The organism is Nocardioides sp. NPDC054178 (assembly GCF_055585005.1).
In genome coordinates this window covers 1-22,359 of record NZ_JBVJKY010000001.1, presented here as the reverse complement: position 1 = coordinate 22,359, position 22,359 = coordinate 1, and the positions used below count along the sequence as shown (strand labels likewise).

Annotated in this window: 25 protein-coding genes and 1 rRNA gene; 15 read left to right on the top strand and 11 right to left on the bottom strand. The window is 68.0% G+C overall.

Translation table 11 applies throughout. From position 1 onward, the window contains the following. The first annotated feature begins 34 nt into the window (after nt 1-34). From ACZ6WN_RS00130 to ACZ6WN_RS00120, 3 genes are read left to right on the top strand one after another with little or no spacing between them, the layout of a single operon-like run. Nucleotides 35-823, top strand: coding sequence for an ABC transporter ATP-binding protein (locus tag ACZ6WN_RS00130; RefSeq protein ID WP_465861900.1), 789 nt, complete (start codon nt 35-37; stop codon nt 821-823). Continuing rightward, nucleotides 823-1,587: an ABC transporter permease gene (locus tag ACZ6WN_RS00125; RefSeq protein WP_465861899.1), complete on the top strand. Its 765-nt coding sequence runs from the start codon at nt 823-825 to the stop codon at nt 1,585-1,587. The genes ACZ6WN_RS00130 and ACZ6WN_RS00125 overlap by 1 nt, the downstream gene beginning before the upstream one ends. A 40-nt stretch (nt 1,588-1,627) precedes the next feature. Further along, a complete protein-coding gene (locus tag ACZ6WN_RS00120) occupies nt 1,628-2,401 on the top strand; it encodes a MerR family transcriptional regulator (protein WP_465861898.1) in 774 nt (257 codons plus the stop codon). A gap of 55 nt (nt 2,402-2,456) precedes the next feature. Here ACZ6WN_RS00120 and ACZ6WN_RS00115 read toward each other — a convergent pair whose 3' ends face one another. From ACZ6WN_RS00115 to ACZ6WN_RS00100, 4 genes are all read right to left on the bottom strand, one after another. Further along, nucleotides 2,457-3,149, bottom strand: a complete 693-nt coding sequence (locus ACZ6WN_RS00115) for a carbon-nitrogen hydrolase family protein (RefSeq protein WP_465861897.1) — start codon at nt 3,147-3,149, stop codon at nt 2,457-2,459. Between the two features lie 138 nt (nt 3,150-3,287). Continuing rightward, a complete protein-coding gene (locus ACZ6WN_RS00110) occupies nt 3,288-5,732 on the bottom strand; it encodes a hypothetical protein (RefSeq protein ID WP_465861896.1) in 2,445 nt (814 codons plus the stop codon). A gap of 131 nt (nt 5,733-5,863) precedes the next feature. Further along, nucleotides 5,864-7,366: a glycerol kinase GlpK gene (gene glpK, locus ACZ6WN_RS00105; protein ID WP_465861895.1), complete on the bottom strand. Its 1,503-nt coding sequence runs from the start codon at nt 7,364-7,366 to the stop codon at nt 5,864-5,866. Then, nucleotides 7,363-8,133: an IclR family transcriptional regulator gene (locus ACZ6WN_RS00100; protein WP_465861894.1), complete on the bottom strand. Its 771-nt coding sequence runs from the start codon at nt 8,131-8,133 to the stop codon at nt 7,363-7,365. The genes glpK (ACZ6WN_RS00105) and ACZ6WN_RS00100 overlap by 4 nt, the downstream gene beginning before the upstream one ends. A gap of 181 nt (nt 8,134-8,314) precedes the next feature. On the opposite strand from ACZ6WN_RS00100, the gene ACZ6WN_RS00095 reads away from it, so the two are divergent. The 4 genes from ACZ6WN_RS00095 to ACZ6WN_RS00080 all read left to right on the top strand — a co-directional run bounded on the left by ACZ6WN_RS00095 (nt 8,315) and on the right by ACZ6WN_RS00080 (nt 11,856). After that, the gene (locus ACZ6WN_RS00095) at nt 8,315-9,163 is read left to right on the top strand and encodes an MIP/aquaporin family protein (protein ID WP_465861893.1); all 849 of its coding nucleotides are present in this window, start codon (nt 8,315-8,317) and stop codon (nt 9,161-9,163) included. A 56-nt stretch (nt 9,164-9,219) separates the two neighbouring features. After that, nucleotides 9,220-10,737 (top strand): glycerol kinase GlpK, encoded by a 1,518-nt coding sequence (glpK, locus tag ACZ6WN_RS00090; protein WP_465861892.1) that lies wholly within the window; start codon nt 9,220-9,222, stop codon nt 10,735-10,737. Between the two features lie 131 nt (nt 10,738-10,868). Further along, on the top strand, nt 10,869-11,459 hold the full coding sequence (locus tag ACZ6WN_RS00085; protein ID WP_465861891.1) for a hypothetical protein: 591 nt from the start codon (nt 10,869-10,871) through the stop codon (nt 11,457-11,459). A 10-nt stretch (nt 11,460-11,469) separates the two neighbouring features. After that, entirely contained in the window at nt 11,470-11,856 is a 387-nt protein-coding gene (locus tag ACZ6WN_RS00080) for a VOC family protein (RefSeq protein ID WP_465861890.1), read from the top strand. A 26-nt stretch (nt 11,857-11,882) separates the two neighbouring features. On the opposite strand, the gene bfr is transcribed toward ACZ6WN_RS00080, so the two are convergent. Both bfr and ACZ6WN_RS00070 read right to left on the bottom strand, forming a co-directional pair. Further along, nucleotides 11,883-12,371: a bacterioferritin gene (gene bfr, locus ACZ6WN_RS00075; RefSeq protein WP_141801930.1), complete on the bottom strand. Its 489-nt coding sequence runs from the start codon at nt 12,369-12,371 to the stop codon at nt 11,883-11,885. Between the two features lie 84 nt (nt 12,372-12,455). After that, on the bottom strand, nt 12,456-12,659 hold the full coding sequence (locus tag ACZ6WN_RS00070) for a (2Fe-2S)-binding protein (protein WP_357333508.1): 204 nt from the start codon (nt 12,657-12,659) through the stop codon (nt 12,456-12,458). Between the two features lie 136 nt (nt 12,660-12,795). On the opposite strand from ACZ6WN_RS00070, the gene ACZ6WN_RS00065 reads away from it, so the two are divergent. After that, a complete protein-coding gene (locus ACZ6WN_RS00065) occupies nt 12,796-14,208 on the top strand; it encodes a flavin-containing monooxygenase (RefSeq protein ID WP_465861889.1) in 1,413 nt (470 codons plus the stop codon). Between the two features lie 75 nt (nt 14,209-14,283). Further along, a complete protein-coding gene (locus ACZ6WN_RS00060) occupies nt 14,284-14,502 on the top strand; it encodes a hypothetical protein (protein ID WP_336736908.1) in 219 nt (72 codons plus the stop codon). A 74-nt stretch (nt 14,503-14,576) separates the two neighbouring features. Here the strand turns inward: ACZ6WN_RS00060 and ACZ6WN_RS00055 are convergent, their stop codons facing one another. After that, nucleotides 14,577-15,206 (bottom strand): Rid family hydrolase, encoded by a 630-nt coding sequence (locus tag ACZ6WN_RS00055; RefSeq protein WP_465861887.1) that lies wholly within the window; start codon nt 15,204-15,206, stop codon nt 14,577-14,579. A 26-nt stretch (nt 15,207-15,232) separates the two neighbouring features. After that, nucleotides 15,233-16,816: a flavin monoamine oxidase family protein gene (locus tag ACZ6WN_RS00050; protein WP_465861886.1), complete on the bottom strand. Its 1,584-nt coding sequence runs from the start codon at nt 16,814-16,816 to the stop codon at nt 15,233-15,235. Nucleotides 16,817-16,938: 122 nt separating this feature from the next. Between ACZ6WN_RS00050 and ACZ6WN_RS00045 the strand changes: the two genes are divergently transcribed. Continuing rightward, nucleotides 16,939-17,433, top strand: a complete 495-nt coding sequence (locus tag ACZ6WN_RS00045; protein ID WP_465861885.1) for a GNAT family N-acetyltransferase — start codon at nt 16,939-16,941, stop codon at nt 17,431-17,433. A 2-nt stretch (nt 17,434-17,435) separates the two neighbouring features. Here ACZ6WN_RS00045 and ACZ6WN_RS00040 read toward each other — a convergent pair whose 3' ends face one another. Further along, nucleotides 17,436-18,281 carry an SDR family oxidoreductase gene (locus tag ACZ6WN_RS00040; protein WP_465861883.1) on the bottom strand — a complete coding sequence of 282 codons (846 nt, stop codon included), beginning with the start codon at nt 18,279-18,281 and terminating at the stop codon, nt 17,436-17,438. Between the two features lie 89 nt (nt 18,282-18,370). Between ACZ6WN_RS00040 and ACZ6WN_RS00035 the strand changes: the two genes are divergently transcribed. Beyond that, a complete protein-coding gene (locus tag ACZ6WN_RS00035; RefSeq protein WP_465861881.1) occupies nt 18,371-18,748 on the top strand; it encodes a winged helix-turn-helix transcriptional regulator in 378 nt (125 codons plus the stop codon). Here the strand turns inward: ACZ6WN_RS00035 and ACZ6WN_RS00030 are convergent. Further along, nucleotides 18,737-19,207, bottom strand: coding sequence for a winged helix-turn-helix transcriptional regulator (locus tag ACZ6WN_RS00030; protein WP_465861880.1), 471 nt, complete (start codon nt 19,205-19,207; stop codon nt 18,737-18,739). The two genes, ACZ6WN_RS00035 and ACZ6WN_RS00030, sit on opposite strands and share 12 nt — an antisense overlap. A 94-nt stretch (nt 19,208-19,301) precedes the next feature. Here ACZ6WN_RS00030 and ACZ6WN_RS00025 point away from each other — a divergent pair, with 94 nt between their 5' ends. Together ACZ6WN_RS00025 and ACZ6WN_RS00020 are read left to right on the top strand one after the other, a co-directional pair. Next, nucleotides 19,302-19,892 (top strand): dihydrofolate reductase family protein, encoded by a 591-nt coding sequence (locus ACZ6WN_RS00025; RefSeq protein ID WP_465861879.1) that lies wholly within the window; start codon nt 19,302-19,304, stop codon nt 19,890-19,892. A 23-nt stretch (nt 19,893-19,915) separates the two neighbouring features. Next, complete coding sequence (locus ACZ6WN_RS00020) at nt 19,916-20,311, top strand: TIGR03618 family F420-dependent PPOX class oxidoreductase (RefSeq protein WP_465861877.1); 396 nt, start codon at nt 19,916-19,918, stop codon at nt 20,309-20,311. A gap of 13 nt (nt 20,312-20,324) precedes the next feature. On the opposite strand, the gene ACZ6WN_RS00015 is transcribed toward ACZ6WN_RS00020, so the two are convergent. Further along, nucleotides 20,325-20,894: a TetR-like C-terminal domain-containing protein gene (locus ACZ6WN_RS00015; RefSeq protein ID WP_465861875.1), complete on the bottom strand. Its 570-nt coding sequence runs from the start codon at nt 20,892-20,894 to the stop codon at nt 20,325-20,327. Nucleotides 20,895-20,941: 47 nt separating this feature from the next. Here ACZ6WN_RS00015 and ACZ6WN_RS00010 point away from each other — a divergent pair, with 47 nt between their 5' ends. Then, entirely contained in the window at nt 20,942-21,310 is a 369-nt protein-coding gene (locus ACZ6WN_RS00010; RefSeq protein WP_465861874.1) for a VOC family protein, read from the top strand. A 972-nt stretch (nt 21,311-22,282) separates the two neighbouring features. Next, a 16S ribosomal RNA gene (locus ACZ6WN_RS00005) occupies nt 22,283-22,359 on the top strand; the annotation flags it as partial.

The following is a 22,359-nucleotide window of genomic DNA, read 5'->3' as shown; positions in this document are numbered from 1 at the left end:
CTTGACCCAGCGTCAACCCTCGACGCTATTCGACATGAACCCGACACCAGCAATCCAGATCGCCGGACTGACCAAGTCCTACGGCGACGTACACGTCCTCCAGGGCGTCGACCTGAGCGTCGAGAAGGGCAGCATCTTCGCCCTCCTCGGTTCCAACGGCGCCGGCAAGACCACGACCGTGAAGATCCTGACCACGCTGCTCAAGGCGGACGGCGGCCAGGCGACGGTCAACGGCTTCGACGTGGCGACGCAGGCCAACGACGTACGTGGCGCCATCAGCCTCACCGGCCAGTTCGCCGCCGTCGACGAGATCCTCACCGGTCGCGAGAACCTCATCCTGATCGCCAAGCTGCTCCGTCAGAAGAACCCGGGCGCGGTCGCCGACGAGCTCCTCGCCCGGTTCTCGCTCACCGAGGCCGGCAACCGCAAGGTCGCGACGTACTCCGGTGGTATGCGTCGCCGGATCGACATCGCGATGAGCCTCATCGGCAACCCGCCGGTGATCTTCCTCGACGAGCCGACCACCGGCCTCGACCCCGAGGCGCGGATCGAGGTGTGGGCCACCGTCAAGGAGCTCGCCGACGGCGGCACGACGGTCCTGCTCACCACGCAGTACCTCGAGGAGGCCGAGCAGCTCGCCGACCGGATCGCGATCCTCCACGAGGGCCGCATCATCGCCAACGGAACGCTCGCCGAGCTCAAGGCGATGTTCCCGCCGGCCAAGCAGGAGTACGTCGAGAAGCAGCCGTCCCTCGAGGAGATCTTCCTCGCCATCACCAGCAAGTCCAACGGCAAGTCCGCCGTCACCGTGAAGGAGTCCTGATGACCACCCGATTCTTCGGCGACACCGCCGTCCTGCTCGGCCGCTCCCTGCGACACATCGGCCGCAGCCCCGACACCATCGTCACCACCGCGATCACCCCGGTCGCGATGATGCTCATGTTCGTGTACGTCTTCGGCGGCGCGATCGACACCGGCTCCCACGAGAGCTACGTCAGCTATCAGCTACCCGGCATCCTGTTGATCACCATCGCCTCCGGCATCGCGTACACCGCCTACCGTCTGTTCCAGGACAAGAACGGCGGCATGTTCGACCGGTTCCAGTCGATGCCGATCGCCCGGTCCGCGGTGCTGTGGGGTCACGTGCTGACCTCGGTGGTCGCGAACATGATCTCGCTGGTCGTGGTCGTGCTGGTCGCCCTGCTGATGGGCTTCCGCACCGGCGCGAGCGTGCTCGACTGGCTCGCGGTCGTGGGCATCCTGGCCCTGTTCACCCTCGCGCTGACCTGGCTCGCGGTGGTCCCGGGGCTGACCGCCGGCACGGTCGAGGGAGCCAGCGCGTTCTCCTACCCGCTGATCTTCCTGCCCTTCCTCAGCTCGGCGTTCGTGCCGACCGACACGATGCCCGGCCCGGTGCGAGCCTTCGCCGAGCACCAGCCGGTCACCTCGATCGTCGACTCCATCCGGGCGATCTTCTCCGGTCAGGCGCTGGGCAACGAGCTGTGGATCGCACTGGCCTGGTGCGTCGGCCTGCTGGTCGTCGCGTACGTCCTGGCCACCGCCGCCTACCGCCGCAAGTTCGCCTAAACCACGCGACAAACCCGGGCGTTCCCGTCACTATTCGGGGATGCTCACGATCAGCCAGCTGGCCTCCTCCGCAGGAGTCACCGTCCGGGCAGTGCGTCACTACCACGCCAAAGGGTTGCTGGTGGAGCCCGAGCGCGACCACTCGGGATACCGGCGCTACGACGCCGCCGCCGTGGTCGACCTGATCAAGATCCGCATCCTCGCCGACGCCGGCGTCCCGCTCTCCCGTGTCAAGGAGCTGCTGGACGCCGGCGACGACGATTTCAAGAAGGCCGTCGCCGAGATCGACAAGCGTCTCCGTCAGGAGATCCGCGAGCGCCAGGCCCACCGCGAGCGGATCGCCCGCCTCGTCCACGGTGACGGGCTCGCCCTCCCGCCGGAGGCGGTCGCCTACCTGGAGCGGATGCGGGAGCTCGGCATCCCGGAGCGCATGATCGCGGGCGAGCGCGACGCCTGGATCCTGGTCGCGGCCCAGCAGCCGCAGAGCATGGAGGCGTTCATCCGCAGCAAGGTCGGCCAGCTCGACGACCCGTCGGTCGTCGAGACCTATCGCGAGCTCGAGGCGATGCTCGACTGGCAGCCCGGCGACCCCCGCCTGGAGGCCATGGCCGACCGGATCGTCTCGCAGCTCGAGGCGATCTCCCCGGAGGACTGGGCCGCCTACGTCGACGACGACCAGGCCATGCCGCCCGAGCTCGTCGCCCTGCTCGACTCGATGTTCGTCGAGCAGGTCCCCGTCGCCGGCGACCTCATGCGCCTGGTCGAGAAGCGCGGCTACACCGGCTGGACCAAGCTCGAGCGGATCCAGGACTAGCAGGACGTACGTCCGGGGTGATCGGTCGGCGGTTCAGGGGCCACTGCCCGGCCGATCATCTGCTGACGACGGCCGTCGCGGTCTCGTCGGGTTCGGAGCTCGCTTCCGCCAGCAGCTCCCCGTCGGCCGCCCAGATGCCCGAGTGTCCGGAGGTCCGGTCGAAACCGCCGCCGGTGGGGCCCGCGAAGGCTGCCGTGGCGACCCACACCCCGTGGTCGGCCGCGACCCGGCGGGCGCGTTCGCCGAGGACATCGACCTCGTGGTCGGCGTGGATGACTCCAGCGACATACCCGTCGATGCCCAGCGCTGCGGTCTGCGCGGCGTGCTCGGGAATGCCCGTGTCGCGACAGATGGCGAGCCCCAGCCGCCACCCGTCGACCTCGATCACGGCCGGCTCGCCGGCGAGGAAGTGGTCGGTCTCGCTGCCGTGGAGGTGCACCTTCCCGTAGGCAACGCGCGCGCCTGCGCCGTCGATGGCGAGGACGCCGATGTAGGGACCTGGCACAGGCGCGCCGACCAGGGCGAGCGCCCCGGTCTCGGCGCACGCGGCGACGATGGGAGCCAGGCGCTCGTCGTCCGGCCGCACCGGCGCTGCCTCCAGCTCGTACCCCGTCAACGACATCTCCGGGAACACGACCACCCGCGCGTTCGCCGCCCGGATGGCCTCCGCATGCGCGACCGCGTTCGCCTTCACGTCGAACGGCGCGCACCTCGGCTGTGCCACCGCGATGCTCAACAGCTGATCCACTGTCACTCCTGGGTGTGCGGGTGAGCCTTGGTCACAGGACGAAGATCGAGCACGGCAAGACCCTAGACAGCCGAGCCCAGCATCGCGACATCTTTCCCACGGCGCGCGGCCGCGCCTTCCCCGGTGTCCCAGCCGAGCTCACTTATGCGTGTAGGTGAACTGCAGGTCGAGCGTGCCGGTCTCGGCCGCCCCGGCGTACAGGAAGTAGTACTGCCGCCACGGGTATGACCAGCTCTTGCTCGTCCAGAGGCGGTCGAAGGGCACGGGGCCGAACGACGTGGTGAAGGCGGTCGGGGGGAAGCCAACTCCCAGCGAATAAGTGGTTTGGGCGGAGAATGTCGAGCCGGTGGCACGCATCTCGACCTCTCCGAGGTGGGTGCCGGGGTTGTAGTCCACGAGCATGACTTGCCCGGGCTGTGCTGCCTCGACGGTGACCTCGTGGGTCTCGACGGTTCTGCCAGCCCCATCGACGGTTGAGCCAGTCAACGTTGGTTCGACCATGGTGGCCTCGGTGAGCCGGATACCGCCGGTGGCAGAGCATGGCGTCACGCCCAGATCGACGACTCCTGATTCGTCAGCAGAAAATACGCCAGGGTGGTCGTCGCTGATCAGGATCCAGTCGATGGGATCCGTCGCCGTGTTGCCGAACCCAGCGCCCGTGCAGAACGTCCCCGTGTCGTCCAGGACTTCGAAGGACAACAATTGCGCTGCTGCCACCGGAATCGCGACGTCGAGTTTGCGATATGGGGCAGGTCCTCGATCGTAGGCGGTCGTGCCGCCTGCCGCAGCGGCGATTTCGAGCGGTGTGGTGGCGTAGTAGTCGACGTCTGCCGAGCCGCTTCGGGTCGACACAACCTGGTAGTACGTGCCTGCTTGAGTCGAGGGGACGCTGGAACCGGACACCGCCTTCCTGTCAGGACTGACGAGGGACTCGCTCAGATTTGAGTCATCGATGTTCGACACCTGTAGGTCAACGCCTGCCGGAACATCCACCGTCGCGACTCCGGTTCGACCAGGGCGGTCGAGGTGGATCTGCGCCGGGGAGCCGTCCAATGTCATTGCCGCGCTCGCGGCCGACAGCACCTCTTGGCCCGATCGTGACCACGACGTGGTCGGTGAGAACCGGAGGGTGTAGCGGCCACTGTTCTCAACTTGCCACAGCTTGGCTGACCCGAAGAAGCGAGGCACAGGTTCTCCTGCTGGATCGAGCAGCTGCCTGGTGACATCTGTGTACTCGGCCGAGAATTCCGAGATCATCGCGCCACTGCTGGCGTCGAACTGAAGGTCGACGAGTTGCCCACGAAAGTCGTTGCCCAGGTCGGTGGCCGGGCCGTCGATCGCGGTGTCGATCACGCGCGGCTTGCTGAGGGCGACATCGGCCGTGTTCTCCCAAACCTCGTCGGCAACCATCGTCAGGGTGATGAGGTAGTCACCCGTCGACGGGGCGATTGCGGTCATGGGGTAGATCGGTGATTCGAAGCCGGGCATCGCATTTCCCGCAGGGTCGGAGACCTTCACTGTCAGGCCGTACGGGCCGCTGTATGTGAATGTCTGCCCCTCCTCGATCGCGACGATGAGCGTCCTTTGAGTCGATCCGCGTGGGAACACCACAGAGATGTTGCTGTTGAGGTCGACTCGCATCGGTCCGCTCTCGGCAACCTGGAAAGACGGCGAGGAAGCAGCACGGCGGAGACCACTCGCCGGCACGCTGACTCGATAGGTCGCGGTCATGCTCGGCTCGAAGACCTGCGAATAGGCTCCGTCTGCTCCCACGGAGATCTTGGGACCCGTGTCACTCCAGGTGCCGTCTGGCTTGATGTACTGAAGTTGCGCGGCCACGCCCTCCGTCAGTCCTGTCGTGCTGCCGCGTAGCCTCGCCTTTCCCGTAGCTTCATCGACCGACGCGCTGGCCGTGATGGTCGGCGTCCAGTGCCCATCGACGACGAACGAGCTGCTCGCCCTGGCGAGCCGGGACCCATAGGCAGGGGCCACGTAGCGGAACCGCTGCCCGTGGCGGCTGGAGAAACGGTCGCGCCAGGTCTGGTCGGACGTGATGCGTACGCGGCCGTGCAGTGCCCAGGTGCCGTCAGCGCGCTGCAGTTCACGACGCAGCTCGAAGCCAGCGCTGAGCCGGGTCGTCTTGCCGTTGGTGGAGGTCGTGACGGCACCGGTGGAGTAGTCGACGACCTGATGCTTCACGGTGCCCAGGGTGACCGTCGGACGCCAGGTCACCTTGATGGTCTTGGTCGCGGACACCCTGCCGGGCTGGCCCAGCTGAGCCGGCTTCACGACCCGGTACTTCTGGTAGCCACGAGGAGGGGTGGTGGTGAAGCGGTAGCGCCGGGTGTCCACCAGCTTGCGGGACGAGACGACCGCCCAGCTCCCGTCGGTGCGCTGGCGCTGGAGACGTACGACGCTGCCGAGGCGCGCGTCGGTCGCTCTGCCGGTGAAGGTGACGGTGGATCCCTCGGGAACGGTCGAGGCTGAGGCATAGATGGTGACCGACAACGCGGCATGCGCCGGCGAGCTCACCAGCACCAAGCCGGTCAGAACTCCCGCCAGGACGAGCACGGACGAGGCCAAGCGACGCATTCTGTCTCCCGATGATGAGGCACCCACATGCTGAAAATGCCCCCATGGGGAGCCGCCGAGAACACCGGATTGGACCACGAACCGACACCGGTGGCAACCCGAATCACAGAACGCCGTCAGATCTACGCACCCCAGCCGATCGCGAGCTCGACCGCCCGCCGCCACCGGGCGAACTCGGCGTCCCGGGCGGCCGCGGACATGGCGGGCCACCACTCGGCTGCCCGTCGCCAGTGCCGCCGCAGGACCTGCCGGTCGGGCCAGTATCCGGCCCCGAGCCCGGCCGCGTAGGCGGCACCGCGGGAGACCGTCTCGGCCACCATCGGACGGACGACGGGGATGTCGAGGAAGTCGGCGATGGTCTGCATGAGGAGGTTGTCGGCGGTCATGCCGCCGTCGACGGCCAGCCGCGTCAGCGGGGCGGAGGCGTCGGCGTTCATCGCGTCGACGACCTCGCGGGTCTGCCAGGCAGTGGCCTCGAGGACCGCGCGGCACAGGTGCGCCTTCGTGACGTACGAGGTCAGCCCGACGATCACGCCGCGGGCATCGGGCTCCCAGTGCGGTGCGTACAGGCCGGTGAACGCCGGGACGACGTAGCAGCCACCGTTGTCGGGGACGGTCAGCGCCTGAGTTTCGATCTCGGCCGCCGAGCGGATCAGGCCGAGGCTGTCGCGGAACCACTGCACGAGCGAGCCGGCGACGGCGATCGACCCTTCCAGCGCATAGGCGGCGGGCTCACCCTCCATCGCGTGCGCGACCGTCGTGATCAGCCCGTGCTCCGACCGGACCGGGGAGGTGCCGGTGTTGAGGAGCAGGAACCCGCCCGTGCCGAAGGTGCACTTCGCGTCGCCCCGGTCGAAGCCCGCCTGCCCGAACAGCGATGCCTGCTGGTCGCCGATCACCGCCGTCAGCGGGATCCCGGAGATCGGCGCGACCGTCGTCCCGAAGGAGGAGACCGTCGGCCGGATCTCGGGAAGCATCGCCCGCGGGACCCGCATCGCCGCCAGCAGCTCCGGGTCCCAGTCGAGCGTGCTGAGGTTCATCAGCATCGTCCGGCTGGCGTTGGTCACGTCGGTGACATGCGCCCCGCCGGAGACCCCGCCGGTCAGGTTCCAGACCAGCCAGGAGTCCATCGTCCCGAACAGCAGGTCCCCACGCTCCGCACGCTCCCGCAGCGACGGGGACGAGTCGAGCAGCCAGCGCACCTTCGGCCCGGAGAAGTACGTCACCAGCGGCAGCCCGCTCCGAGCCTGGATTTCCTCCGCCGGCATGTCCCCGGCCACCGCGGGCAGCACGGCGGACGACCGGGTGTCCTGCCACACGATCGCGTGGTGGACTGGCCGGCCGGTGTGCCGGTCCCACACCACCGTGGTCTCGCGCTGGTTGGTGATCCCGAGCCCGACGACCTGGTCCACCGAAGCACCCGCATCCGCGAGCGCCTCCGGAAGCACCCGGCAGACGATGTCCCAGATCTCCATTGGGTCGTGCTCGACCCAGCCCGCGCGCGGATAGTGCTGATGGTGCTCCCGCTGTGCCAGCGAGAGCATGCGGCCCTCGCGGTCGAAGAGCATGCACCGGGTCGAGGTCGTGCCCTGGTCCAGCGCGGCGACATACTGCGGCGGACTCATGCCGCCCGGCCGTGACCGAGCGCCCGCGAGATCGACCGGGAGACACCGACGACCTCCTCGACGAGATCGTGGCGCGGAAGCCCGCGCGCGTCGCAGAGTCGCACCACCGGTCCCGCGATGCCCACGGCTGCGACGACATAGCCACCCCGGTCACGCACCGGCGCCGCGATCGCCGCCAGCTCCGGTCGTGCCTCGGAGACGGCCGAGGCCCATCCGGTGTCGCGTGCGTCCGCCAACGCCCGCAGCAGGGCCGGGCGGTCGGTGATCGTCCGGAACGTCAGCCGGTCCAGCCTCCGCCCGACGATGCTGCGGGCGGCGCCGGGATCGAACGCCACGAGCACCTTCCCCAGGGCGGTCGCATGCAGGGGGAGCGCCCGCCCGGTGTCCATCGCCTGCATCCCCGGCCCTGACCGGATGACATGGTGCGCCACGACCGCGGAGCCCTCGCGGTGGGCCGCGATCCGCGCCTCCTCGCCCGTACGCGCCGCCAGCGTGTCCACCCAGTTCAGCGTCTCCGAGCGCAGCTCGTTGAGGTCCAGCGTCACGGACCCGAGATGGAGCAGCCCGGCTCCCACCAGGTAGCGGCCGGTGGCCGGCTCCTGGTCGACGAACCCCGCCTCCACCAACGTACGCAACAACCCGTGCGCGGTCGGCCTGGCCAGCCCCACGGCGGCCGCCAGCCGGCCGAGAGGCATCGGTTCACTCTCGGCGGAGAGCACACGCAGCAGCGCAGCCGCCCGCTCGACGGATTGCACGGTCCGAGACATCGGGTAAAAGCGTAGGGGCCGAACAAATCCCCCACCTCCGGTTCGCCCATCACGAGACCGCCCGGTTCCGCCCCGCGAGACGGCCGGCGTTCAGCAATGTCGAACGCATCCTGTTGTGACGCCCGTCACGTGTCCCTACGGTGCTGAGGTCCGCCCGACCCCCACACGGCAGGAGCAGCGCATGAACACACGAAACGCCTCGGGCTCCGTTTCGGCAGCACGTCGAACGCTCATCGGAGAGCTCAGCGCGGAGTTCGCCGGGACGATGATCCTCATCCTGTTCGGAGTCGGTGTGGTCGCCCAGGTCGTGACCGGCGACGGCGGCCTGGGCGACCACGACTCGATCGCCTGGGCGTGGGGGATCGGGGTGATGCTGGGCATCTACACCGCGGGACGCATCAGCGGCGCCCACCTCAACCCGGCCGTCAGCCTCGCGATGGCCGTCTTCAGCGACTTCGAGTGGCGCAAGGTGCTGCCCTACAGCATCGCCCAGATCCTCGGCGCCTTCGTCGGGGCCCTCATCGTGCGTGCGGCCTACGGCGATGCGATCGCCAGCGTCGACCCCGGCCACACCCACGCGACCCAGGGCATCTTCTCGACCCTTCCGGGCAACGGCGACGCCGCACTCGGCATCAGCCTCACCACCGCCTTCGCCGACCAGGTGATCGGCACCGCGATCCTGCTGTTCCTGATCATGGCGATCACGGACGCGAAGAACTCGGCGCCGATCGCCTGGTTCGCGCCCGTCGCGATCGCGTTCGTGATCGTCGGGATCGGCATGGCCTGGGGCGCCAACGCCGGCTACGCCATCAACCCCGCCCGTGACTTCGGTCCACGCCTGGCCTCCTTCGTCACCGGCTACGACGGCGCCTGGGTGACCGCCGCGGGCGACCTCTACTTCTGGATCCCGATCGTCGCCCCGCTTGTCGGTGGACTCATCGGCGCCGGAGCGTACAAGGTGTTGATCGCACGCTTCCTGCCCGCCGAGGAGGAGGCTGAGGAGACCAGCGACCTGCCTGCCGCCGCCTGACCACCGATCGCCCCGCCCGACACCCCTGGACACAGCAAGAACCCGAAAGGACCGACATGCCCGACTACGTCGCAGCCGTCGACCAAGGCACCACCAGCACCCGCTGCATGATCTTCGACCACGGCGGCAACGAGGTCGCCCGCCACCAGCTCGAGCACGAGCAGATCATGCCGCGGGCCGGCTGGGTGGAGCACAACCCGGTGGAGATCTGGGAGCGCACCAGCTCGGTGATCCAGACGGCCCTCAACCGCAAGAAGCTGACCCACGAGGACATCGCCGCGCTGGGCATCACCAACCAGCGCGAGACCACGGTCGTGTGGAACAGAAGGACGGGAAGGCCCTACTACAACGCGATCGTCTGGCAGGACACCCGCACCGACCGGATCGCCTCCGCGCTGGACAAGGACGAGCGCGGCGACATCATCCGCCGCAAGGCCGGCCTCCCGCCCGCGACCTACTTCGCCGGCGGGAAGATCCAGTGGATCCTGGAGAACGTCGACGGCGTCCGCGAGGCCGCGGAGAGCGGCGACGCCATCTTCGGCACCACCGACAGCTGGGTCGTCTGGAACCTGACCGGCGGGCCTCACGGCGGCGTCCACGTCACCGACGTCACCAACGCCAGCCGCACCATGCTGATGAACCTGGAGACCCTCGACTGGGACGACGAGCTGCTCGGCTTCTTCGACATCCCGCGCCAGATGCTCCCGGAGATCCGGCCCTCCTCCGAGCCCAACGCCTATGGCACCACGCTCGCGAACGGGCCCCTCAAGGGCGAGATCCCGATCACCGGCATCCTCGGCGACCAGCAGGCGGCGATGGTCGGCCAGGTCTGCCTGGACGCGGGCGAGGCCAAGAACACCTACGGCACCGGCAACTTCCTCCTCCTCAACACCGGTCACGAGCTGGTCCGCTCCCAGAACGGTCTCCTCACCACGGTCTGCTACCAGTTCGGCGACCAGCCCCCGACGTACGCCCTGGAGGGCTCGATCGCCGTCACCGGCTCCGCGGTGCAGTGGCTGCGCGACCAGCTCCGGGTGATCAGCAACGCCGCCCAGTCCGAGACGCTGGCCAAGGAGGTCGAGGACAACGGCGGCGTCTACTTCGTCCCGGCCTTCTCCGGACTCTTCGCCCCCTACTGGCGCTCGGACGCCCGCGGCGTGATCGTCGGCCTGTCCAGGTTCAACACCAGCGGCCACATCGCCCGGGCGACCCTGGAGTCGATCTGCTACCAGAGCCGCGACGTCGCCGACGCGATGGAGAAGGACTCCGGCGTACGCCTCGAGGTGCTCAAGGTCGACGGCGGCGTCACCGTCAACGAGCTGTGCATGCAGATCCAGGCCGACGTCCTCGGCGTCGAGGTCAGCCGTCCGGTCGTCGCCGAGACCACCGCGCTCGGTGCCGCCTACGCGGCCGGGCTCGCCGTCGGCTTCTGGAAGGACACCGACGAGCTCCGCCAGAACTGGAACGAGTCCAAGCGCTGGAAGCCGGCCTGGAGCGAGGAGCAGCGCGAGTCCGGGTACGCCGGCTGGCGCAAGGCCGTCGACCGCACGCTGAACTGGGTCGACGTCGACTGACGGCGTTCTGAAAACGCCCGTTTGGGGTATGTGCGGGCCACCCGGTCGGACGTACGTTGCGAATGGGCCCGGCCGGGGCCCAGGACCTGCCTCGACCGGTCCGTTGGCACACCGACGACCGAGGAGGCAGCATGTTCATCCAGATGATTCAGGGTCCCTGCACCCGCCAGGACGAGGCCCACCAGTTGCTCGACGAGTGGCGCCGCGACCTGGCGCCGGGCGCGACCGGCTGGCTCGGCGGCACCTACGGATTCACCGACGACGGCCAGCTCGTCGGGGTGGTCCGCTTCGAGTCCAAGGAGATGGCGATGGCCAACTCCGACCGCCCCGAGCAGGGGGAGTGGGCCGCGAAGATGGCCGAGGTCATGGACGGACCGATGGAGTTCCACGACTGCGACGACGTCACGCTGATGATGGACGGTGGCTCCGACGACGCCGGTTTCGTGCAGATCATCCGTGGTCGCGTCGACGACCCGAGCCGCCTCAAGGCGATGATGGCCGACACCACGATGCTGCACGAGGCACGCCCCGAGATCATCGGCGGCACCCTCGCGATCGAGGAGGACGGCAGCTTCGTCGAGACCGTCGCGTTCACCAGCGAGGACGCGGCGCGCAAGGGCGAGCAGATCGAGCCCCCGGAGGACGTACGCCGCGAGCTCGACTACGTGATGAAGGGCGCGACCTTCTACGACCTCCACCACCCGTGGTTCGAGAGCGCCTGAGGAGGCCGTGATGCTGACCGACAGCAGCGTGATGGCGAACATCCCGGCCGCCGACCTTGAGCGGGCGCGTCGTTTCTACGCCGACAAGCTCGGCCTCGAGCCGGCCGACGAGAACCCCGGCGGGCTGGTCTATACGACGAGGGGCGGGACGTCCTTCCACCTCTACGAGACCGACCAGGCGGGCAAGGCCGGCCACACGATCGCCCAGTTCCACGTGGCCGACGTCCGCAAGGAGGTCGACGACCTGGGCGCCAAGGGCGTCAGCTTCGAGCACTACGACATGCCTGGGGTCACCTGGGACGGTGACGTCGCCGGGATGGGCGAGGCGGGTCACGCCGCCTGGTTCAAGGACAGCGAGGAGAACATCCTCTGCATCGACGACATGTCACCTGCCTGACACAGCGGGCGACGGGACCCGGTCGCTCAGCCGGGTCCTTCGCCCGCACCGACGTGCTGAGCCAGGTACGCCTGCAGCCCGACGCGGTCGATCGCGTCGAGCTGGGACTCGAACCAGTCGGCGTGCTTCTCCTCGTCGCGGACCATCTCCTCGAAGACGGCAGCGGTGCCGTGGTCGCCGAGCTGGTGGCACTCCTCGCCGCCGGCGTTGAACTGGGCGACCGCGGCGCGCTCGCTCGCCAGGGCGAGGGAGAGCATCTCCTCGGCGGTCTCGCCGACCTGGATCGCGTTGAGGCGCTGCACGTTGGGGTGGCCGTCGAACATCAGGATCCGGTTGATCAGGTCGTCGGCGTCGCGCATCTCGTCGATGGAGAGGTCGTAGAAGACCTTGCCGAGCTTGGGCAGACCCCAGTTGTCGAGCATCCGGGCATGCAGGAAGTACGTATTGGTGACCGTGAGCTCGAACGTGAGCGCCTCGTTGAGGAGCTCGACGACGCGTGGATCAACTGGCTGCATGAGGCACCTCCGGTAACGGGATCTTTCCCGATACTCGCACGGCACCCCGGGAGTGAGGACAGACTCAGTTTGTGACCGGTTGCGTCAGCTCGCGGCGCCGTCGGCCGCGAGGTGCGTGCACTCCTGCTCGAGATGGCGGCTGACGAGCTTCTTCACCGAGAAGATGCACGACCCGCAGTCCTGAGCGGCGCCCGTCGAGCGGCAGATCGCGCTGACCGTGCGCGCCCCGTCGGCCAGCGCGGCGTCGACGTCACGGTCCGTGACGACTCGGCACTGGCAGACGATCATGAGGTTTAGGTTAGCCGAACCTAATCGCGATGACGAGCGGGCGTCCCACTTCTTACCTTTAGGTCCGCTCGCGAAGATTCACATTCTCCCGGTATGGTCCAGGTCACACTGTCGCTCCCGGCACTCGGAGGATCTCTTGCGCATCGCAGTCATCGGCACCGGCTTCGGCGGCCTGGCCGCCACGATCGAGCTCAAGAAGCGCGGCCACGACGACATCGTCGTGTTCGAGAAGGCCGGTGACGTCGGCGGTGTCTGGCGGGAGAACACCTACCCGGGCGCCGCCTGCGACGTACCCTCCAGCCTCTACTCCTACTCCTTCGAGCCGAACCCGCACTGGCCCCACAAGTTCTCCCGCCAGCCCGCGATCCTCGACTACATCCACCAGGTCGTCGACAAGTACGACCTACGCCGCCACGTCCGTTTCCACACCGAGGTGACCGCCGCCCGCTGGGACGACGAGACGAAGACCTGGCAGCTCGACCTCAGCACCGGGGAGACGGAGACGGTCGACCTCTTCGTACCTGCTGTCGGGCAGCTCTCCCGGCCCTCGATCCCGAGCATCCCCGGCGCGGACACGTTCCGCGGTGAGACCTTCCACTCCGCCGAGTGGAACCACGACCTGAGCCTCGCCGGCAAGCGGGTCGCGGTGATCGGCACCGGCGCCAGCGCGATCCAGTTCGTGCCCGAGGTGCGGAAGGACGCGGCGAAGGTGCTCCTCTTCCAGCGCTCGGCGCCCTACATCGTTCCCCGCAAGGACTACGAGCGGTCCGATCCCGCGCGGCCCCTCCTGCAGCTCCTCAACCGCGCGAAGATCTGGGTCCAGGCCGAGTGGCTCACCACGACCTTCCATTTCAAGCCGTTCGGAGTGGCCGTACTCGCCTGGTCCAAGAGCCACATGAAGGCTCAGACCGCTGCGAAGCCGGGCCTCTTCGAGAAGGTCTGGCCCGACTACCCGATCGGCTGCAAACGTGTCCTCTTCTCCGACGACTACCTACCGGCGCTGGCCCAGCCCGACGTCGACCTGATCACCGACGACATCGTCGAGATCACCTCGACCGGCGTGACGACCGCCGACGGGCAGCACCACGAGGTCGACGTGATCATCTGGGGCACCGGGTTCAAGGCGACCGAGTTCCTCGCCCCGATGACGATCACCGGCACCCAGGGCCGCGACCTGCACACCCACTGGAAGGACGGTGCCCACGCCTATCACGGCATGACCGTCCCGGGCTTCCCCAACCTGCTGATCATGTACGGCCCGAACACCAACACCGGGGGTGGCTCGATCATCTACTTCCTGGAGACCCAGGCCCGCTACCTCGGCCGGTACGCCGACCATGTCGCCGACGCCGGACCGCTCGAGGTGCGGGCGGAGGTCGAGGAGGCCTACGACGCCCGGATCCAGGACAAGCTGGCCGACAGCGTCTGGAGCAGATGCACGTCCTGGTACCGGGAGAAGAACGGCCGTATCACCACCAACTGGCCGACCATCTCGGCCCGCTACCGCCGCAGCGCCAGCTACCGGAAAGCCGACTACACGACCGCCTGAGGAACCGTCCTGATAGGTCTTTGTGCCCGATCTGTTCCTTCCCTTATCCGTGTGGTAGGCCACATACTCGAAGGGATGACTACCTCAACCCCCCGGCGGCGACACTTCGCCGCGAGTCCTTTCAAGGCAGATCCCGAGCCGGTCATTGAGCAGTTCGAGTCCGGAGACCTCGTCTCCCACGACTCCTTCGGCCTGGGTCGGGTCGTCAACAAGGAAACGGCCGCAGTCACTGTCGACTTCGGTCCCCGGCTGGTGCGCATCGCCAGCCCCTTCTCCAAGCTTGCCAAGCTCTGACCACCGTCTGAGCTGAACGAGATCGCCCTCCCCGAGCAGTGCTCGAGGAGGGCGATCTCTGTGTCCGAGGCCTACTACTTCCGCTTCACCGGATAGGCGGCGTCGACCTCCACCTCGACGAGCCAGCCGTCCACGGGCAGGTTCTCGATCTCGAGCGCGAACCGTGACGGACGGGCAGGGTTGACGACCATCGGAGCCGCCGGCGGAGCAGAGCCCAGCGGCACCGGGACCGCCTCGCCCGTCGAGACCGACGTGTTCGCGAAGAACTGCCGGTAGGCCCGGTTCCAGCCCGCGAAGTCCATCTTCGCCTCGCCCGCTGGGTTCTGCAGGAAGACGCGCATCGTGATCACGTCGTCGTAGGAGAGCCCGGCCGCCTCGAGGTTCTCCCCGATCCGGCGCAGCACGTTGATCCCCTGCGCCTCGGTGATGGTCACCCCCGGCGGCAGCTCACCACCGGGGAACACCGCGGTGTCGATGTAGGCCGCCTCGCCGCTCGCCCCGGTGTTGAGCCGGGACGGACCGAGCCCGCTGGTCTTGTAGATCGCCGCGTCCGGACCGATCGCGACACCGTTGGCGATCGACGGGTTGTCCTGCCCCGCGGGCAGCACCGAGATCGTCTCCCCACCACGTGGCGGGAAGGGCGACCACTTGCTGCCGGCGACCGCCGCCGTCGGAGCGACCAGAGCCGCGGTCAACCCGACCACAGCCACCACCTTCGTACGCGGCGACATCATGCCGTCACCCGCGCGTGCAGCTTCTCGACGGCCGCCCGGGCGGCCGTGATCGCACCGTGCTGCCAGGCGACGGCGTGACTGAGGTGGTCACCGGCGAAGTAGGTGTTGCCCGTGGCGTCCAGCAGCCGGGTGTAGAGCGGATCGGTGTCGGCCGTCGTCGAGTAGGCCCAGGCCCCCTCGGAGAACTTCTGCGTCTTCCAGTCCTGGCTGTAGGAGGCGGTGATGCCCTCGCCGTAGACGTCTCCGAAGATCTGCTTGCCCATGTCCACCGCCCGCGAGAGCCGCTGGGCCGGGCTGAGCACGCCGTAGGCGTCGGCCGCGCTCCCGGTGTTGTAGTAGCCGATCATCGTGCCCCGGTCGCCGTTGAACCCGTACGAGGGGTGCCACATGTTGCGCAGGTCGAGGCGGGTGTTGGTGATGCCGCCGTAGATCCGGAAGTCCTCCTCCCACCAGCGCCGGTCGTACTCGATCCCGATCTTGCCGGCGTTCGAGGGCCCGAAGGACTTCAGGCTCGCGGTGACGTCGGCGCCGAGGTTGTGCGGGATCTTGGCCGCGATCTGCGGCGGCATGCAGTTGATCGCGAAGTCGGCCTTGATGGTCTCGGTCCTCCCGCGGGCCTTGAAGGCCACGGAGACGCCGGTCGTGGTGTTGTTCCACTCGACGACCTCGGCCCCGTAGCGGATGTTCCGCGCGCCCACGGCCTTGGCGAAGGCGTGGGGGATCGCGTCCATGCCGCCGACCGGCTGATACATCATCATCGCCTGGTCGTAGCCGAACTCGAAGGAGAAGTACTGACCCAGGCCCGCCGCGAGGACGGCGCTCATCGCGTTCGGCGCCACCTCCGTGCCGGACTCCTGCCCGGCACCGGGCTCGACGGTGTAGCCCGCGCGGCTGGAGCCGGTGTAGGCGTACCCCTCCGCCTTGGAGCCGAGGTCGCCGAAGCTCCGCAGGAAGGCGATCAGCGCCTCCTTGTCGGCGGCGGTCAGCTCCTCGTCCAGGGCCCCCTTGTCCGTCGCCTTCGCGAGCAGCTCGGAGACATAGCCGTACGTGTCCGCCTTCGCCTGACGCATCTGCACCGCGCCGATGCCGTGGTCGCCGGGGTAGTAGAGCAGCGCGTTGGCGTTCTGGTTGGTGAACGCCTCGATCGGGACGCCCAGCTCCTTGCAGTAGTCCAGCGTGATGTGGCTCTGCGGCAGCCGCCCGGGCCCCGCGTTCATGTACTGACCCTTGGAGAACCCGGCCACCTGCGTGACGCCGTTCAGATCGGTCACCCGGGTGCCGCCGCGCACGGTGAAGTTGCGGCCGCCCGGCCGCTCGCGTCCCTCGAGCACGGTGACCTTGTAGCCACCCTTGAGCAGCTCGTACGCAGCGGTGAGCCCGGCGATGCCGCCGCCGAGGATCACGACCGACTTGCTGCCGGCCCGGGCGAGATCGGAAGGCTTGGGAGGAGTGAAGCCGGGGGTCTCGGCGGCGTGGGCCGAGGTGAGCCCGAGTGCACCCATGCTGTGCAACATGACACCTGCGCCGCCGGCGAGGCCGACGTTGCGCAGGAAGTTCCGACGTGACTGAGTCTGCGTCATGTGGGGATCCAATCTGTTGGGGACGCCCCGCAACGTAGGTAGCCTTTGTTGCACTGCGATTGCGTTTGCGTCTCGCTAGAACGCTTGTTCCCCAACTCGTCAGTAGCCTTAGGATCGGCACCGTGACCGTCACCATCCGCGAGGCAGCTCCCGCCGACGTACCCGAGATCCTCCGCCTCGTCCACGCCCTGGCCGACTACGAGAAGGAGCCCGACGCCGTCGAGGCCACGGAGGCCGACTTCACCGCGGCGCTCTTCCCCGAGTCCGGCACCGCGACCACCCGCGGCCTCGTCGCCGAGGCCGACGGCACGGTCATCGGCATGGCGGTCTGGTACGTCACCTTCTCCACCTGGACCGGCCGCAACGGCATCTGGCTCGAGGACCTCTTCGTCGACCCCGAGCACCGCGGGGCCGGAGCGGGCAAGGCCCTCCTCGTACGCCTCGCCGAGATCTGCGTCGAGAACGACTGGCGCCGTCTCGAGTGGTGGGTGCTGACGTGGAACGAGCCCTCGATCGCCTTCTACCGCTCCCTCGGCTCGGTCCCCCAGGACGAGTGGGAGGTCCACCGCATCGACGGCGCCGCGCTGCTGGAACTGGGCGCCGCCGGCGGCGTCTGACCTCAGGCCCCGTACGCAGCGGCGAACCGCCGCGCCCACTCCCCGAACCCGCGCGCAGGCCTGCCGAGCACCTCCTCGACGTGCGGGCTGACCGCCCGCTCGGCGTCGGTCGGGTGCCCGAGGATCGCGAGCGTCCCCTCCGCGACGGCAGACGGCATGAACGTCGCCATCTGGTTCAACGCCTCCTCCGGGCTCAGCTCGACGAACTCCAGTGCCCGCCCGGTCGCGGCGGCGATCTCCGCGACCTGCTCGCGAGGAGTGATCGCGACCGGACCGGTGATCTCGTAAATCCGCCCCGAGTGCCTGTCCTCGGTCAGAGCCACGGCAGCGACCTCGGCGATGTCGAGCGGATCGACCACGGGAAGCGCGACGTCACCGAACGGCGCGTGGACGCTGTTCGTCTCCTGGACCATCGGCACCCACGCGAGCGCGTTGCTCGCGAAACCGCCCGGGCGCAGGATCGTCCACTCCATCGCCGAGCTCCGCACCGCGTCCTCGAGCTCGACGAGCGGCGCGTGCGACGGCGTCCCCGGTCGCGTGCCGACGGCCTCCGAGGACTGCAGCACGACGCGGCGTACGCCTGCCGCCTCGGCATGCTTCATCAACGCTGGTCCGTCGACATGAGCGCCGGCGCCGCTGACCAGCAGGAACAGCGCGTCGGCCCCTGCCAGGGCCGGGGCCAGGGTCGAGACGTCGGAGAGGTCGGCCACCGCGGTGACGACTCCAGGATGTGCCGGTAGCGGCGCCGAAGCCCCGCGCGAGACGGCCGTGACGGTGTGGCCGGCCGCGGCCAGGATCTCGACGAGGGGTCGGCCGACGTTTCCGGTTGCTCCGGTGATGACGATCATCGTGGTCTCCATTCGAGTGTGGATCTGCGTTCGCGCCGACGTTAGATCCCTCGATACAGTGGGTTCCCCAAGGTAAGTATTGGAGCGACATGACCTGGCGTCCGAGCACCGACGAGCCGGTGGAGGCGTGTCCGATCACGCCGGCGGTGGAGCTGATCTTCAGCCGCTGGACCACGCCGATCCTGTGGACGCTGCACGAGTTCGGCACCCAGCGCTTCGTGGAGTTGGAGCGCCGCCTCGGCACCATCTCCTCGAAGGTGCTGACCCAGCGCCTGCGCCAGCTCGAGCGCGACGGACTCGTCGAGCGCCGCTACCACGCGGAGGTCCCACCCCGGGTGGAGTACGACATCACCGACCTCGGCCGCAGCCTGCAGTCGGTCTTCGCCGCCGTCGGCAGCTGGTCGGAGGCGAACATGCCCGCGGTGGAGAAGTCGCGGGAGGCCTACACCGGCCCGCTACCCCGCTGACGCCGGCTGCGTCGCAGCCCCGGGCCCGGGCAGCACCTCGACGTCGTCGGCGTGCATCGGCTCGCCGCAGTGCGAGCACCGCAGGTCGACCTGCCCGATCTCCCCGCACGCGTGGTGCCGGTAGAGGACCGGCGGCCCGGCCTCGCCCGCGAGCCACCTGTCGCCCCAGCCGGCCATCACCATCAGGATGTCGACGAGCTCGCGCCCCTTCTGCGTCAGCACGTACTCGTAGCGCGGCCGGTTGTCGTACGCCTGCTTCTCCAGCACCCCCTGCTCGACCAGATGTCCGAGCCGCTCGGTGAGTACCTTCCGCGAGATCCCGAGATCCGCCTGGATCTGGTCGAACCGGTTCATCCCCACCCAGATGTCGCGCAGCACGAGAGGCGACCACGGCTCCCCGATCACATCGAGCGTCCGCGCGATCGAGCAGGCCATGTCACCGAAGTTCGTACGTTGCATGGAGCCGAATCTACCATTTGGGGTTCCCTGAAGGAACTCAGGATGCTACGGTCGCTGAGTCTCTTCAGGAAACTCCAACCCTCAGGGAGCGATCATGAGCAAGGTCCTCGCAGCACTCTCGGTCTCCGTCGACGGTTTCATCACCGGACGTGGCCCCGGTCCCGGCCGCGGCCTGGGGGACGGCGGCGTCCTCTTCGACTGGTACTTCGACGGCGACACCCCCAGCCAGGTGTTCGACGGCTTCAAGCTCTCCGAGCCGAGCGCCCGTGTCTTCGACGCCCTGGCCGCGCGCGACGGGGTCAGCCTCGCCGGCCGCAACACCTACGACGACTCCGGCTGGGACAACGGCGGTGCGCCGCACCCCACGGCCCCGCTGGTAGTCCTCTCCCATCGTCCCGCTCCGGCGACCCATGAGCGCCAGACCTTCGCCACCACCATCGAGGACGCCGTCGCCCTCGCCGAGAAGCAGGCCGGCGGGAAGGACATCGGGCTCATGGGCGGCGGCGTCGTGACCGAAGCCCTGAGAGCCGGCCTCGTCGACGAGATCGTCCTCCACCAGGTCCCGGTGCTCCTCGGCGCCGGCCGCCGCTTCTTCAACGAGCTCCCCGAGCACATCTCGCTCGAGATCGTCGACGTCGTCCCCGCACCCGGCGTCACCCACCTCCACTACCGCGTCATCCGCTGACCACAGCAGCAGAGGAGCAGACCATGATCAACCCCGACGTACGTCCCTTCCTCGAGGGCACCAACCTGGCCCATGTCGCGACCATCGGACCCGACGGCGCCCCGCGCACCTCCCCGGTCTGGGTCGGCACCCACGGCGACCACGTCGTCTTCCTCACCGGCAACCGCGGCCGCAAGTACCGCAATCTCCGCACCGACCCGCGCATCGCGCTCTCCCTGGCGCCTCAGGAGAACGACTTCATGCCGGTCATCCTCCGTGGCCGCGTCGTCGACTGGGTCGAGGACGAGAGCCGCTGGGAGATCATCGACGAGATCGCGACCCGCTACACCGGCGCGCCCTACCCCCGAGAGGTCGACGCGTTCGGCGACCGCGCCATCGCCCTGATCGACCTCGACTACCAGCACATCGGCGTCGGCTGATTCCTCCTCCGGCTCATCGCTCCCCGAGAACGGTCGACACCAACCCTTCGACCTCGTCCGTACGCAGCGGAGCCGGCGTCATCAGCCGCCGGTAGAACACCGCCCCCGCCAGTGCCTCCGCCGCCCGCTCCGGATCCCCGACAGCATGTCCGGACTCCTGCAGCCGGGTGAGCGCATCGACCAACCGCGTACGCCGCTGCGCGCTGTAACGGTGGTGCAGCTCCCGCAGACCGGCGTCCCGCTCGGCGCCGTCGAGCACGGCGGGGAGGCAGTCGGACATCAACGAGGACTGCATGGCGGAGGCGAGGTGGCCGACGATCGCGACCACATCGGCGCGCGGGTCCTGTCCCCCGGCCTCCGGCCGCGGCTGCACGTTGAGCGTCTCCATGGCCGCCGCGACCAGACTGAGCCGATCGTGGCCGAGCCGGTAGATGGTGCTCCGGGCGACGCCGGCGCGGGTGGCGACGCCGTCGATGCTGAATCCGCCATAACCCCGTTCGGCGAGCTCCGCGAGCGCCGCTTCGAGCACCCGCTCCCGGCTGCGCACCACGCGGGGATCCGTGCGCCCTTGACGAGAAGCCATGCCGGGAGCCTACTATGCAACAGTAGTGTTGCAGAGAGGAGAGACAGATGGTTCCCGGATTCCGCTACATCGTCGACGACATCCCTGCCGCCGTCGCCTTCTACCGCGAGCTCGGGTTCGAGGATGTCGGCCCGACGGCCGGCGGGTTCGCGATGCTCGAGGGACACGGCCTGCGGCTGATGCTGAACACTCCCGGTGCCGGCGGTGCCGGGCACGCTGCCGACGACGGGAAGGTTCCGAGCCCTGGTGGCTGGAGCCGCATCCAGCTCGAGGTGCCCGACATCGACGAGGAGCTCCGGCGCCTGAGTGAGGCCGGCGCCCGGGTACGCACCAGCCGCATCGATGGCCGGGGTGGCGCCCAGGCAGTGATCGAGGACCCGGCCGGGAACCCGGTCGAGCTCTTCACCCCCGCCTGACCGATGTGGTCCACGAGGCTCCTGGCACCGGGTGGCTCAAAGGGGCCACGTGCCTTGTGCCGGGGGTCTAGAGTGGGGGCCAGAACATCGCACGAAAAAAGTTGCCCTGGCGATTTGAAACGGCGTCAGGGTGTGTGTAGTGTTCTCCGAGTCGCCAGGGTGCGGCGGGAAGCAAGCGCGAGTCTTCGGGCGGGCTTCCGGCCCCGGAGCGGCCACCTCCACTCTTCGAGCATGGCTCGAGCCAGGGTGTTCTAGATGTTGATCTTCGAATCGGCGAAAGAACCTCAGCCGGATCTGGTCCAACCAGATCAGGGCGGTCATGAGTGGGCAGGTTGAAGCGATAAACACCGCGGGTTTCCCGAATTGGTGATTAGAGCGAAAGCCACTAAAGTCCTCCAGGACTGAAGCGGATAAAGCTTCGAACTTTCAGCGGGAAAGCGCGGAATGCGCCGAATTGCGAAAGCGAGAAACACTCCGCTAAAGTCGGGTAAGACGAAGCAGAGAAACAACTGCTAATCCAGCGGGAAAGCGCGAAAGCGCCGAGTTGGAGAAGCGAGAGTGGCTCTGATAAAGTCTGCGAGGCAGGACCGGCCAAAGGGTCTGGAGCTGGCAAGGAAAGCGCGAGAAACGCCGAATTGCGAAAGCGAAAGAAAGCCTGGTAGGGTTCAGCACGAAGAACAAAGCAAGAAAATATAAAGCGAATAAAGCAGTCACCGGACTGGCTGGGAACGGATGTTCCGAAATCTACCGGTGTGCGTGTGATTCTTGAGAACTCAACAGTGTGTCATAGTCGACGAATTAGTTTGTTATGCCCCGTCGACCTACATCCCAAGGGGATGATGGTTGATGGTTTCTTTGACAATTGATTCTGGCAATTATCCAGTCTTTCGGGACTGGTGAACATGTCAGTGTCTCCTGTCAGGGCATCTCTTTTTCCAAGCATGTTGTTTACAATGTGTTTGGTGTTGTTTTTCAACGGAGAGTTTGATCCTGGCTCAGGACGAACGCTGGCGGCGTGCTTAACACATGCAAGTCGAGCGGAAAGGCCC